Annotated in this window: 14 protein-coding genes; 7 read left to right on the forward strand and 7 right to left on the reverse strand. The window is 43.2% G+C overall.

Annotated elements, in window-relative coordinates:
* Window positions 1–226: 226 nt before the first annotated feature.
* Complete coding sequence (locus BQ4305_RS21260) at window positions 227–397, forward strand: hypothetical protein (RefSeq protein ID WP_199880500.1); 171 nt, start codon at window positions 227–229, stop codon at window positions 395–397.
* Window positions 398–555: 158 nt separating this feature from the next.
* Window positions 556–1,815, forward strand: coding sequence for a group II intron reverse transcriptase/maturase (gene ltrA / locus BQ4305_RS03775; RefSeq protein WP_110926134.1), 1,260 nt, complete (start codon window positions 556–558; stop codon window positions 1,813–1,815).
* Between the two features lie 73 nt (window positions 1,816–1,888).
* Here ltrA and BQ4305_RS03780 read toward each other — a convergent pair whose 3' ends face one another.
* Window positions 1,889–2,656, reverse strand: a complete 768-nt coding sequence (locus BQ4305_RS03780; protein WP_110926537.1) for a TSUP family transporter — start codon at window positions 2,654–2,656, stop codon at window positions 1,889–1,891.
* Window positions 2,657–2,765: 109 nt separating this feature from the next.
* Between BQ4305_RS03780 and BQ4305_RS03785 the strand changes: the two genes are divergently transcribed.
* Complete coding sequence (locus BQ4305_RS03785; RefSeq protein ID WP_110926597.1) at window positions 2,766–3,548, forward strand: TrmB family transcriptional regulator; 783 nt, start codon at window positions 2,766–2,768, stop codon at window positions 3,546–3,548.
* A gap of 57 nt (window positions 3,549–3,605) precedes the next feature.
* Here BQ4305_RS03785 and BQ4305_RS03790 read toward each other — a convergent pair whose 3' ends face one another.
* Window positions 3,606–4,754 (reverse strand): SH3 domain-containing protein, encoded by a 1,149-nt coding sequence (locus BQ4305_RS03790; protein WP_110926538.1) that lies wholly within the window; start codon window positions 4,752–4,754, stop codon window positions 3,606–3,608.
* Between the two features lie 147 nt (window positions 4,755–4,901).
* On the opposite strand from BQ4305_RS03790, the gene BQ4305_RS03795 reads away from it, so the two are divergent.
* The gene (locus tag BQ4305_RS03795) at window positions 4,902–5,510 is read left to right on the forward strand and encodes a transglutaminase-like domain-containing protein (RefSeq protein WP_110926539.1); all 609 of its coding nucleotides are present in this window, start codon (window positions 4,902–4,904) and stop codon (window positions 5,508–5,510) included.
* 475 nt (window positions 5,511–5,985) lie between these two features.
* Here the strand turns inward: BQ4305_RS03795 and BQ4305_RS03805 are convergent, their stop codons facing one another.
* A complete protein-coding gene (locus BQ4305_RS03805) occupies window positions 5,986–7,008 on the reverse strand; it encodes a FecCD family ABC transporter permease (RefSeq protein ID WP_110926540.1) in 1,023 nt (340 codons plus the stop codon).
* Entirely contained in the window at window positions 7,008–8,039 is a 1,032-nt protein-coding gene (locus BQ4305_RS03810; RefSeq protein ID WP_110926541.1) for a FecCD family ABC transporter permease, read from the reverse strand. Before BQ4305_RS03810 ends, BQ4305_RS03805 begins: the two co-directional genes overlap by 1 nt.
* 187 nt (window positions 8,040–8,226) lie before the next feature.
* Here BQ4305_RS03810 and BQ4305_RS03815 point away from each other — a divergent pair, with 187 nt between their 5' ends.
* Window positions 8,227–9,165, forward strand: a complete 939-nt coding sequence (locus BQ4305_RS03815) for an ABC transporter substrate-binding protein (protein ID WP_110926542.1) — start codon at window positions 8,227–8,229, stop codon at window positions 9,163–9,165.
* Window positions 9,166–9,354: 189 nt separating this feature from the next.
* On the opposite strand, the gene BQ4305_RS03820 is transcribed toward BQ4305_RS03815, so the two are convergent.
* Genes BQ4305_RS03820 through BQ4305_RS03830 form a run of 3 tightly spaced genes read right to left on the reverse strand, consistent with a single transcriptional unit; the run spans window position 9,355 to window position 11,021 of the window.
* Complete coding sequence (locus BQ4305_RS03820; protein ID WP_110926543.1) at window positions 9,355–10,152, reverse strand: DUF4097 family beta strand repeat-containing protein; 798 nt, start codon at window positions 10,150–10,152, stop codon at window positions 9,355–9,357.
* Complete coding sequence (locus BQ4305_RS03825) at window positions 10,142–10,705, reverse strand: DUF1700 domain-containing protein (RefSeq protein WP_110926544.1); 564 nt, start codon at window positions 10,703–10,705, stop codon at window positions 10,142–10,144. The genes BQ4305_RS03820 and BQ4305_RS03825 overlap by 11 nt, the downstream gene beginning before the upstream one ends.
* Window positions 10,692–11,021, reverse strand: a complete 330-nt coding sequence (locus BQ4305_RS03830) for a PadR family transcriptional regulator (protein WP_110926545.1) — start codon at window positions 11,019–11,021, stop codon at window positions 10,692–10,694. The genes BQ4305_RS03825 and BQ4305_RS03830 overlap by 14 nt, the downstream gene beginning before the upstream one ends.
* Window positions 11,022–11,281: 260 nt before the next feature.
* Here BQ4305_RS03830 and BQ4305_RS03835 point away from each other — a divergent pair, with 260 nt between their 5' ends.
* Both BQ4305_RS03835 and BQ4305_RS03840 read left to right on the forward strand, forming a co-directional pair.
* Entirely contained in the window at window positions 11,282–12,091 is an 810-nt protein-coding gene (locus tag BQ4305_RS03835) for an alpha/beta fold hydrolase (protein WP_199880543.1), read from the forward strand.
* 110 nt (window positions 12,092–12,201) lie between these two features.
* Window positions 12,202–12,447 (forward strand): hypothetical protein, encoded by a 246-nt coding sequence (locus BQ4305_RS03840; RefSeq protein ID WP_110926547.1) that lies wholly within the window; start codon window positions 12,202–12,204, stop codon window positions 12,445–12,447.
* The last annotated feature ends 60 nt before the right edge of the window (window positions 12,448–12,507 follow it).

Here is a 12,507-nt window from a genome sequence, read left to right on the forward strand (position 1 = left end):
TGTGTGCGCCCGGCATGGGTGCAGTCTATAGGGTGAGAGTCCCGAACCATGAAGGCAGTAGTAATGGTTAGCTTAACGCAAGGGTGTCTGTGGTGACGCAGAATCTGAAGGAAGCGAGCGGCAAACCTCCGGTCTGAGGAACACGAACTTCATATAAGGCTAGGTACCATTGGATGAGTTTGCACAACAAAACGAAGTCCTTACTGCCGAAGGTGGTACAGAGTAAATGAAGCAGATAGATGGAGGGAAAGACTGTACTCTTACCCGGGGAGGTCTGATTGGAACGCCAAGTTCCCTTGGTAACCTATCCAGCGATGGACAGCTGAACAATCAGAAGTCAGCCGAGGTCATAGTACCATTCCAACTCGAGATGGAATGGGAAGGACTGAACTATTAGGAAGAACGAGAACTAGGCATATAATTCCTGTATAGAAGCAGACAATCCGAAAGGACTTACTTGAAGGAGGAAGTGGTGAATTCCACAGGGGACTTCATGAGGGTGGAGCAGGAATAACATAATTAGATTTCTACGTTCACGTCGAAAGGAAATATCACATGTTAATGGATCTGATTCTGTCACGGGAAAACTTAATAGAAGCACTTAAACGTGTGGAGAAGAACAAAGGGAGTCACGGCATAGATGGAATGTCCGTAAAATCCCTACGAAGACATCTCTATGAGAACTGGGAAACTCTTTGTGATTCATTAAGGGAAGGTACCTATCAACCTAACCCAGTCCGTCGAGTCGAAATCCCGAAACCGAACGGTGGAGTAAGATTACTAGGAATACCTACCGTGACAGACCGGTTCATTCAACAGGCTATCGCCCAAGTTCTAACCCCACTTCTTGACCCAACCTTCTCAGAACATAGTTATGGGTTTAGACCAAATAGAAGAGGTCATGATGCGGTTCGTAAAGCAAGGGAATATATAAGTGAAGGTTATAGATGGGTGATTGACATGGACTTGGAGAAATTCTTTGATAGAGTCAATCATGATAAGTTAATGGGGATATTAGCAAGTAGAATCCAAGACCGGCTGGTCTTGAAACTTATACGGAAATATCTCCAAGCAGGAATTATGATGAATGGTGTAGTCTATGATGCAGAAGAAGGAACACCACAAGGAGGTCCACTGAGCCCCCTTCTTTCGAATATCCTTTTGGATAAACTTGATAAAGAGTTAGAAAGGAGAGGTCACAAGTTTGTCCGCTACGCCGATGATTGTAATATTTACATGAAATCGAAGAAAGCTGGAGAACGAGTGATGAACTCAATTACATGCTTTATTGAGCAGAAATTAAAGCTCAAAGTAAATAGAGAAAAGTCAGCAGTTGATCGCCCGTGGAAACGAAAGTTTCTTGGCTTTAGCTTTACGGTCAATAAGAAACCGAAGGTTCGAATAGCCAATGAAAGTATTAAAAGGTTTAAGGCTAAAATACGGGAGTTAACCTCCCGTTCTAAACAAATTCCTATGGAAGTTAGAATCGAGAAACTAAATCAATATCTAACGGGATGGTGTGGATATTTTGCATTGGCTGATACACCAAGTAAATTTAAAGAATTTGATGAGTGGATTAGACGGAGACTCCGTATGCTTGAATGGAAACAATGGAAGAAACCGAGGACAAGAGTAAGAAAACTCAAAGGTCTAGGTGTCCCTGACCAAAAGGCATATGAATGGGGAAACTCCAGAAAGAAATATTGGAGAATAGCCTGTAGTCCAATCTTACACAAAACCCTCAATAACTTGTATTGGAGTCACCGAGGGTTGAAAAGTTTATATAATCGATATGAATTTCTGCGTCAAACTTAATGGAACCGCCGTATACCGAACGGTACGTACGGTGGTGTGAGAGGTCGGGGGTTAATCACCCCCTCCTACTCGATTATGTGAGGTAGTCATACACATTTTTAGCTAACAATAGAATCGTTACTGCAATAAACATGGCCCGAACGTAGCCGGTGCCTCTTCTTATTGCAAATTGTGAGCCGCAAACCGCACCGGCCAGCTGGGCAGCTCCCATGATTAAACCATACGCATAATGCACTTGACCTAGGGCCATGAACATCAATAATGCGGCAATGTTACTGCCGAAGTTTAATAGTTTCGCGTTGCCGGCCGCCTTTAAGAAGTCAAATCCGACCAATAGAAAAGCGAAAATGAGAAAGGAACCAGTTCCGGGTCCAAGAAATCCATCATAGAAACCAATCGCGAAGATGGCCATGATAAACAGAAGGAAGTGGCGGACGGACAGTTTTTTTGGTGTAGAAATACTTCCCCAATCTTTCTTGCAAATCGTATAAATGGCAACCGCTGCGAGCATGAGAAGCATAATCGGCTTCAACAGTTCGGGATTCATTAAATGAACGGTCCACGCCCCAAGGATCGCCCCGATAAAAGTGAGCGGAAAAAACTTTAGCACGGATTTTATATCTAGCTTGCCAGACCGGTAAAACATATATGTACTGGTCAGTGAACCGACTGTTCCTGCCAGTTTGTTGGTGGCTACTGCACCGGCAGGACTGAGACCGGCAAATAATAATACCGGCAGCGCGATAAGCCCGCCGCCGCCCACGACGGAATCCACAAATGCCGCTAGAAATCCAAAGATAATTAAAATTGCGATTAACGAGGGATCTAATTGAAAATCCATACAATCAACCTTCCTGATAGTGACTACTGAAATAGTAACTAATGAATTGCGAAATGTAAATAGGTATTGTACGTTATTGATAAGAGAAACATTCATGGGAGGCGAAAACATGGAGGAGACGGTGCAGCAGCTCAAAAAATTGGGGTTCAGCGAATATGAAGCCAAAGCCTATTTAGCACTTGTCAAACAAGGGACGGCTACCGCTTATCAAGTCAGTAAGGAATCCGGAGTTCCGAGGGCGCGCGTATATGACGTGTTAAGCAGTCTGACTGAAAAGGGGGTGGCCCTGAAAGAAGAAATGAATAATCTGACCCGCTATTCCCCGCTGCCTGTTGAAATCTTTTTACAGAAGGCGCAGACTGAGTGGAAATCGACATATTCGACGATCAGTGATTCGTTAAGAGAGTTAGAGACAGCCGGAGAAAAAGCCGACAATCGGGTCATCACGTTAAAGGACCGCCAAACGATTATCAGCTATTGTCAAACGTTATTGAAAAAAGCAGAGAAGCGGATTGTGCTTTCGATGTGGGATGAGATGTATGAGGAGCTGAAGGAAGAACTGGTTCAGGCAGCGGAATATGCAGCCGTACAGGGCATCACCCTGCATGTTGAACAGCCGATAGGGAATCTGGAGACCCACCGGATTACGCCTTTTACGGAAAGTCTGTCTACAGGACAATGGTTTATATTATCGATTGATTCCAAAGAGATGATTTACGGACCGTCGATTGCGGAGCGAAGTATGGCTTTTTATACAGATGATCCAGTCCATATTTATCTGCTGGAAGACTATGTATGGCATGATGTGCTGGTGAACCGGTTAGTCCGCCGCAGCCAGGATCAGTTGGAAAAGTGGATTACAGAAGAGAGAAATGCCTTCTTCCAGGCATAGTGATACAAAAAGGATCAAGCACAAGCTATCTTAGCCTGTGCTTGATTTGTACGTGAATTAGTATTTAGTGATTTCAGCTTCCGGTGTCATAATGATTACAGGATTCTTGGCAGGGTTTACCCAGGCTAAGATATTTTGTACGTTCGTTTTGGAAGTGGCAACACATCCCGCTGTATAACCGGAGCTGCCGGCTACGTGGAAAAAGATCGCCGACCCTTTATACGGTGTTCTGGCTGTGTTGTAATTAATCACAAATCCCCGGTCATATTGCGGAATATTCAAGTTTTCGGCAGAAGACCATTTGCCCTTTGTTTTGGATTTGGATTGCCATGTATTGTACAAAGCACTTTTGCTGTCATCCACCCAAACAGAATCAGAGGTGATTTTCTTTACAGGCAATTTGGTTTTGGGCATGGTCCCCCGGTAAAAGGCTGTACCGATTGTGTACTTGCCTGTCGGTGTTTTCCCGTCTCCCTCTTTTTTGGAGCCGGTCATGCCGTACTTGCCAACCACGCCTGACATCGAGTAGGTGCGTTTCCATTTCCCGTTTGTTTTTTCAAAAGCCTGAATGGTTGCCGCCCGGGAACCGGCTTTCGTGTTTTTCACTAGAATGACCTGCTGGGCTTTTCCCAGTTTGCTCATTTTTTCAACGTCCAATTTGGCCGCAGTCTTTGTTGAAGCCTTGACATAAGATCCGCTGACATAGCCGGTTTTGCTGCCATATTTAATTTTGTACCAGCCGTTGCTCAGCTTGGACTGCACACTTAGGGCCGATCCTTTTTTCACAGTGCCGAGAATTTTATATTTGGTGCTGGATCCGCTGCGGACATTAAGATTTGCCGTAGCCGTATAGACGGCTGATGATGAAGTGGAAGCTGGTTTAGCCTTGGCCGCAGTCTTTGTTGAGGCCTTGACATAAGATCCGCTGACATAGCCGGTTTTGCTGCGGTATTTAATTTTGTACCAGCCATTGCTCAGCTTGGACTGCACATTGAGAGATGATCCTTTTTTGACAGTGCCGAGAATTTTATATTTGGTGCTGGATCCACTGCGGACATTTAGATTCGCTGTTGTTGTATAAGTCACAGAAGCAGCCTCCGCTTTAGTCATTCCGCTGCGGTCTGAAAGCAAGGGGGCTGCCGGGCTGAAACTAGAAAATAAGAAACCTGATAAAATGGCACAAACTGCAATTTTTTTGAACATCATCTACGCTCCTTTCCCCATCTCCGATGAAGAATTTTCAAATCTACTACAAGTATAGACGATAATGAATGAAATGGGATGCCTTTATAGTATAGGATGAACAAAAATGGGAGAAAACTCATATTTGGGATATTGATAGGAGGGAAGATGATGCAATTGATTTGTGAAACCGAAAAGTTAGATCTTTACCTGCTGGAATTGAAGGAAGTAAATTATTCTCATCCCTTATGTCAATCAATCATTCGTCAGCTATTTAAGCCTTCGCAAACGGAAGTGGAAAAAGTAAAAACTGCTTTTGAATTTGTGCGGGATGAAATAGCTCATTCTTGGGATATTCAGGGAAGCCGTGTTACTTGCCGGGCATCTGAAGTTTTGGCTTGGGGCGAGGGGATTTGCTATGCAAAAACAAATCTATTAGCCGCATTGCTCCGTTCGCAGGGAATCCCGACTGGCTTTTGTTATCAGCGTTTAATGCTCTTTGATGCCCCGGAAAAAGGATACTGTATTCATGCTTTGAACGCTGTATTTTTACAAACGGCTGGCAAATGGGTAAGACTGGATGCAAGAGGGAACAAGCAAGGAATTAATGCTCAATTTTCTATGGAGATGGAGAAACTGGCCTTTGCAGTTCAACCGGAACACGATGAAAAGGATTATCCGCTCATATATGCAGATCCTCACCCAAAAACAATAGCCGTGTTATTGAAACATACAGATGCAATAGACATGTATAAACGTTATCTGCCGGAAGCTCTATAAATAGTTAAAAGGGCGATCGATTTTCGCTTCAATCAGTCTGTTGTTTATTAACGTCTTTTCGAGCATAATGAACAACCTCTTCCAACTGCGGAAGAGGTTGTTTAGCGTTAATTAAAATACACACGCACTGACAAAGCTGCGCTTGAAAAGTATTCATAATCGCTTAACACTCTTTTGACATCATCATATCGAAAGACATTCCAAGAATTGGTTTCCTTATTGTTGCTGATCGGAGTTTGGTAATTTTCGCTATAGCTATAATTTCTTCTGACATACTATTCCCTCCCGGTTCGTTAATAGAGTTATATAGTACAGTCACCATATATGGCGGCAACTGGTGAAACCGGCCGCTGAGAACTTCCATCTTATTTCCAATATAAAAAACGTAACACAAAAAGAGTAATATACAATTTACAATAAATCGCAAACTGTATATTACTCTTCATTTTTTCCTGATTCTGTTCAGTAACGTGCATTATTTTTTCATTAATAAATATATAAAGTACGGAGCGCCGAGTATGGATACTAAAATCCCTACAGGCATTTCCATCGGCGCCATAATCACGCGTCCGGCAGTATCGGCTCCAAGCAGGATTAACGCACCGATAAGGGCTGACAGCGGCAAGACTTTTTTATGATTATAGCCAATCAGCGCCCGGGCGATATGAGGGGCAATGAGGCCTAGGAAGGTAATGCCGCCTCCGACTGATACACAGACACCGGCTAATGCCACGCCGATTAATAATAACTTCAAGCGCTCCTTTTCAATCGATACGCCTAGGCCGACGGAAACCTCGTCCCCAAAGCCTAATACATCAAGGAACCGGGATTTATAGACGGCAAGCGGGATTAAAATAATCAGCCAGATCAAGGTCGACAGGACAAATTGCCAATTGGTTCCCCAAATACTGCCGGATATCCACGTTAAGGTTTTCAGGAAATCCTGCGGCTCCATTTTCATTTGCAGGGCAAGTGTCCCTGAAGCAAATGCGGCATTGATTCCAATCCCCACCAAAATCAGCCGAATCGGCGTGACCTTTCCATTCTTGCGGGAAATCGAATAAATCAGAACAGCCGCTATGAATGCACCCAATAAAGCTGTGAAAGGCATGACGAAGATCGACAGCATCCCTGTTAAAAAGGTAGATCCATGGAAAACAAACATATAAAATACAATCGAAAAACTGGCTCCGGCATTAATTCCTAAGATTCCCGGATCAGCCAGTTCGTTTCGGGAAATGCTTTGCATAATAGCGCCGGAGACAGCGATTCCCGCTCCAATTAACATAGCGAGAATAATACGGGGAAGCCGGAAATCGAAGATAATGATTCTTTGATCGCCTATGTCACTGCCAAAAAAGGCCGACCATACTTCCGCAAGGGGAATTTTGATAAATCCTGCATTAATACTGACGATAAAGAGAACGAACAGCAGGACAGCCAATATCAAACATAATAATGGAAACCCATATTTCCTTTTGCGTATGAATTGAGACATTACAAACCTCTCCCTTCTTTGCGGGCTAAATATAGGAAGAAGGGAACACCAATGAGTGCAGTAACGGCACCAACCGGTGTTTCAAACGGCGCGTTGATCATCCTTCCGATCACATCTGCAAAAAGCAGGAACACAGCCCCAATGACAGCGGAACAAGGGATAATATATCTATAGTCAATCCCTACTATAAAACGGGTGATATGGGGAATGACCAACCCTATGAATCCAATCGTTCCCGCAATGGAAACCGCTGCACCGGTTAATAGTAATACCGAGATCATCCCGACGGTTCTCACAACCCGGACATTTTGTCCAAGGCCTGTAGAGACTTCATCCCCAAGGCTGAGGATGGTAATGGAACGGGAAAGAAAAAGGGAAAGAATGATCCCGGCTATAATGATGGGAATCACATATTTGAGCTGATCCATTTGAATGCCGGATACACCGCCGGCATACCAGAAGCTCATTTCCTTTGCGACATTAAATTTAAGGCCGACAGCTGTTGATAAAGAGGTGAATAACGAGCTGATAGCTGCACCGGCCAGTGCTAATTTGACCGGATTATTCGGTCCTTTTGCGACCGCGGTAATCGCGAATACGATTGCAGTGGTGAAGCCTGCTCCTAAAAAAGAAAATAGGATGAGCTTCACCTGCGTAAGACCTGTAACAAAAGCGAAGGCAAGGGCCATAAAAAAGGAGGCGCCCGCTGTTACTCCCAATATTTCAGGAGAGGCCAGAGGGTTCCTTGTCATCCCTTGCATGAGAGATCCCGCAACAGCCAAAGCAGCACCTACAAAAACAGCTGCTAATGCCCGGGGCAAACGTAAGTTATGAATGATGACATGTGTCGGATCATTGCTATTGTAAAAAAATAAACCTTCCCAAACGGTGCGATAGGTAACATGGGCTGCACCGAAATGAATGGAAAAAATAACGGATAGCAAGATAGCAATCCAGCCGAAGAGAATAATTGCCGTCCCGATCTTATTCTTTCTGTCAGGAGCCGGTTTCTCTTTGTTTACTTTATTCATATAATTCTTTCCTCCTGCATGCGAAACCAGACGTATTCAAGAATCTTGATTCATCCATCTATAAAAGTATGCGAGCGATTCATAATAAACGTTGACATTCTGTGAGTAATCCGCTTTAATTAATACTGATAATCATTATCAAACGATAAGACAGATATCATTTTAGCATAGTTATAGGGGGATTAACATGAGCAATGGTTTGAAAATAAAAAGATTTTTACAGATTTTCAGTGTCGGCTTATTATCCGTTGGACTGGCTGCCTGCCAAAGTGACGATACTTCTGAAAAACAGCCTGAAAAGCGTCAGCTGACTGATGCAATTGGCAATAAAGTAGAAGTTCCCGAAAATCCCAAACGAGTGCTAGGTTCGTATCTTGAAGACCCGCTTGTAGCTTTAGGGGTGACTCCTGTCGCACAATGGTCTGTTGCCAATGGCGTGCAAGACTATTTAAAAGATGACTTAAAAGACGTACCGACCATCTCATATGATTTGCCATTTGAAGCGGTCCAGAAGACACAGCCGGATTTAATTCTTATGGATTCAGCTGATATGGTTGAAGGCGGCAAATATAATCAGTATAACAAAATTGCTCCTACTTATGTAGTCGGCAAGGATAAAAATAATGACTGGCGCGAGGAATTGAAAGAAGTAGGGAAAGTGTTGAACAAGGAAAATGATGCACAGAAACTGCTTGATGAGTATGATCAAAAAGTGAAAGATGCCCAAGCTGAATTAACGGATCAGAAAGATGTTCCTTCAGCAGCGGCTATTTGGCTTGTGAATAACGAACTATTCATTTCATCTAAGAATCTTTCAAGCGGCGATGTTCTATACAATGACTTGAAATTAGAGACTCCAAAAGTGGTGGAAGAAATCTCTGCGAAATCAGAGAATAACTGGAATCCCATCTCTTTGGAGAAATTGGCTGATCTGGATGCGGATTATATTTTCCTTGTGAACAGTGACAAATCGGGTGCAAGCACATTGGACGAAGATGTTTGGAAGAACATCCCTGCAGTGAAAAACAACCATGTTGCTGAATTCCCGGCTTCATCAAGCTGGCTGTACACTGGTGTGATTGCCAATGAGCAAATTATCGATGATGTGTTAGAAACGATTGAATAAACATAAAACAAGCGGAGAAAGGGATTCCTTTTCTCCGCTTGTTTTATTTTAGACTGTTCTTAAAAAGAAGTATGAGAATCTTCGCAAACATAGATTGGTTGGAGCGAGCATTCAGAAGCGGAAATCCAGCCCCTTTTTTTATAGGGGAAGGAAGATGAATGGTTAATCAGGCTAGATTTGTGTTGAATGTTACTTTATTTCAATTCTTCCATTATTCGTTTTGAGCCTGATCAGATTTTCGCCTTTTCCGATGACTGTGCTTCCTTGATATTTATGAAGAATGTCAATGCTGCCGTTGTCGGTTGAAACATCGAACCTCACATTTGTGGGCTCTTTTTCGGTTTCAATTTGGATTTTTCCATTATCGGATTCAAGCTGAATGTTGCGATCCAGTTTTTCAGTGATAAGGGAAAGTCTTCCGTTATTCGTTCTGCCTTTAATTTTACCCTCTACATGATCAAGGGAGATTCTCCCATTATCCGATTGTACAGCTACCTCTTTAGCCATCACCTGTTTTAACTCAATCCGGCCATTGTCCGCCTCTGCCTGAATTTTGTCTGTGTTTAGCTGTTCTGCGGAAATATAGCCGTTATCGCTGGTAACCGCAATAGAATGATACTGTTTTTCCGGAAGATAGATGGTTATGTCGAAAAATAAATCGACAAAATGAAAATTGAACCAGGAGAGCTGCTGTTCTTTAAATGTAATCAAAAGGGTTGAGTCCTTTACGTCAGTCGTCAGTTCCCGTTTTATATTAGAAGAAGATTTCCCATCCAGTGTCACTCTGATTTGGTCATCTGCCGCTGGCTTTATATGGACACGGGCATTGTCCGTCGCGGCTTGAATATTGGAAACGTACTTACTGGCCACCGTCTTTTCCTCAGAAATGGGGGAAGTGCCATGGGACCGGACAGTAAGCAGGCTGCCTATTACACCGACAATGATGAAAATTCCGGCAAGAATTGAAAGTTTTTTCTTATTGCTCATGCTTTAAACCTCCTTTCACAAGGTTTACATTGAACTGGAGATAACGTACAAAGCCTTTTACTATAAGTTTTGTTAAAAAGATCATGCCAAGGATGATGAAATAGCCAATGCCGCATATCGCTAATGAGACAAAGAGATTAAAGAACTCAAAGGCCTGCGGGTGAGTGATGGCATCCAGAAGGACAAGGAGCGGCGATACGACAAAGGAGATTCCGGCAACCCAACCTGAAAAAATGAGGGAGGCTAAAGCGATGGCCGGTCCAAGGACAATAACCAAATTGAAAAAGCCTAATCCGATGACGGCCCAAATGGCCCGAAAAACATTTCCTGCTGTTGTACGGGATGTTACCTTTTCAAGATGGTAATCGGCCAATAGCTCTTTGGCGATTTGAACCGGAGAACCTAAGGCTGCTGCTATTTCGTCTTCAGACTTTCCTTCTTCCCTGCCTAAAGTAAAATGTTCTTCATAGTCTTGCAGAATATCTGCGCGTTCCGACGCAGGCAAAATTCTCAAGGATTGGTCAAGCTGCTGTAAAAAATTATCTTTCTTCATGGTCCGCACCTTCCTTAATTAATTGATTCACACCTTGGGAGAATTCATTCCATTCCTCCATGAGCTCGTATAAATACATCCGGCCTTTGTCTGTAAGTCTGTAGTATTTACGGGAAGGGCCTTCTGTGGACTCCTGCAGGTATGTTGTAAAGTATTCTTCTTTTGTCAGACGGCGGAGGAGCGGATAAACCGAACCCTCTGATATTTCAATCTGGCTGGAAATTTTCTGGACTAATTCATATCCATAGCGGTCTTTTTTATCAAGCAGGACAAGGACACACAGTTCCAGGACTCCTTTTTTAAATTGGACATTCACTATTTGCTCACCTCATTTTATGCTTGCTAGCTACTATATATTAAACAGTACATTACAATATATAAGATATCATTTACTATTGTTTATTGCAAGGTACTGATAATCAAAAACTGACAGCTTCCAAAAAAGAGCTGGTACGAGCATTTTGGAACGGAAATTATTATACTTGTTGCAGGTTACGTTAATCCTTTAAAGGAATGTGGGGAAGGAATGCCGAATTGGAACAAAGGAGTTTTAAAAGCATAGGAGGTTCATGGCGCATGCATTATGAAATATACGGAAATCAAGAAAGCAGCCAGATTATCGTGGCATTGCCAGCACTCGGCGAGCGCAAGGACATATACAAGGAGCTCGGAAATCTGTTGAAGGATATTAAAATCATTGCCTTTGATTTGCCAGGCCATAATCAGTTTTTCATGGATGATAATTCTATATCAAGTTATATAGCAACGGTACGGGAAACATTGAGATCCTTGCAGGTTCCGGCCGCACACTTTATGGGAAATTCCTTAGGTGCGTGGATTATTCAAGCCCTCTATTCGAACGATCCGGAGACTGTTTTGTCATTGACCCTTTTAGACGGCGGATATTATTTTCTCGGTGATTGGCTAGAAATGGACGAAGAGGTAACATTGGCTGCTGTTGAACAGATTGAGGATATAAAAGAGGCCATTCACGAGCTTGCTTGCTCCATGGAGGAATTAGAGGAGGAGGCGTTTTCGAGATTCAAAAACTATCTTCTTGAAAATTACATCTATTCGAATGGCTATTATAAGCACCACAGTAATCAGGAAGCGTATAATCAGCTAAGCAGAGAGGTAGCGACGGTCAATTACTGTTTACAAGATCCTGTTCCTGTCCCTTTGCATTTGCTGATTGCAGACAGCAGTTTAGATGCATTCAGCAATGAAAAACTGGCTGATTTCAAGCTGACGCATCCGGCTGCCAAAGTAGAAATCGTAGAAAACGGCTATCATTATTTGCCTCTTACGAATACAAAACAAGTCGCTGAGTACATCGAGAAACATATCGCTGTGGTTGGCCAAGAACGTGCCTTAATAGATTTTTAAAAAGGAAGGCGCAGCGGGACTGAGGTTCCGTTACGTCTTTTTTCTTTAACAGAAAATGGATTTTCCCTGTAAGGTAAATAACAAAAGATGTTTGGGGGGGAGGGGTGAAAATGGAAAAACAGCAGCATACGATGATGATTATCGATTTTATACAGGTCAGCAGCAGGAGCTGTCATGTGATCATTGCTGGAGTGGATGCAGATACAGGACGGGAGTTTAACGGGGAGGTCCGGTTTACGAACGGCATGCTGAACGGAGATGTGATCCATCCTGAAAGGACAGTCCTGTCACCGGGATGCCGGGAGTTTGTAGAGAATAAATTATACGGGAAATATAAAGCGGGAGACTTCAGCTGAGAGGATGTGCGTTCCCGGAAGCAGGATTTGGCTGCGGACCGGTCTGTGTCCCAGGGAACC

The organism is Bacillus massiliglaciei (assembly GCF_900098925.1).
GTDB classification, from domain to species: domain Bacteria; phylum Bacillota; class Bacilli; order Bacillales; family DSM-1321; genus Peribacillus; species Peribacillus massiliglaciei.

Excerpts from the sequence above, each read along its gene's own strand:
- BQ4305_RS21260 (WP_199880500.1), top strand. The coding sequence starts at position 227 with ATGAAGCAGATAGATGGAGGGAAAGACTGTACTCTTACCCGGGGAGGT.
- ltrA (WP_110926134.1), top strand. The coding sequence starts at position 556 with ATGTTAATGGATCTGATTCTGTCACGGGAAAACTTAATAGAAGCACTT.
- BQ4305_RS03780 (WP_110926537.1), bottom strand. The coding sequence starts at position 2,656 with ATGGATTTTCAATTAGATCCCTCGTTAATCGCAATTTTAATTATCTTT.
- BQ4305_RS03785 (WP_110926597.1), top strand. The coding sequence starts at position 2,766 with ATGGAGGAGACGGTGCAGCAGCTCAAAAAATTGGGGTTCAGCGAATAT.
- BQ4305_RS03790 (WP_110926538.1), bottom strand. The coding sequence starts at position 4,754 with ATGATGTTCAAAAAAATTGCAGTTTGTGCCATTTTATCAGGTTTCTTA.
- BQ4305_RS03795 (WP_110926539.1), top strand. The coding sequence starts at position 4,902 with ATGCAATTGATTTGTGAAACCGAAAAGTTAGATCTTTACCTGCTGGAA.
- BQ4305_RS03805 (WP_110926540.1), bottom strand. The coding sequence starts at position 7,008 with ATGTCTCAATTCATACGCAAAAGGAAATATGGGTTTCCATTATTATGT.
- BQ4305_RS03810 (WP_110926541.1), bottom strand. The coding sequence starts at position 8,039 with ATGAATAAAGTAAACAAAGAGAAACCGGCTCCTGACAGAAAGAATAAG.
- BQ4305_RS03815 (WP_110926542.1), top strand. The coding sequence starts at position 8,227 with ATGAGCAATGGTTTGAAAATAAAAAGATTTTTACAGATTTTCAGTGTC.
- BQ4305_RS03820 (WP_110926543.1), bottom strand. The coding sequence starts at position 10,152 with ATGAGCAATAAGAAAAAACTTTCAATTCTTGCCGGAATTTTCATCATT.
- BQ4305_RS03825 (WP_110926544.1), bottom strand. The coding sequence starts at position 10,705 with ATGAAGAAAGATAATTTTTTACAGCAGCTTGACCAATCCTTGAGAATT.
- BQ4305_RS03835 (WP_199880543.1), top strand. The coding sequence starts at position 11,282 with ATGCATTATGAAATATACGGAAATCAAGAAAGCAGCCAGATTATCGTG.
- BQ4305_RS03840 (WP_110926547.1), top strand. The coding sequence starts at position 12,202 with ATGGAAAAACAGCAGCATACGATGATGATTATCGATTTTATACAGGTC.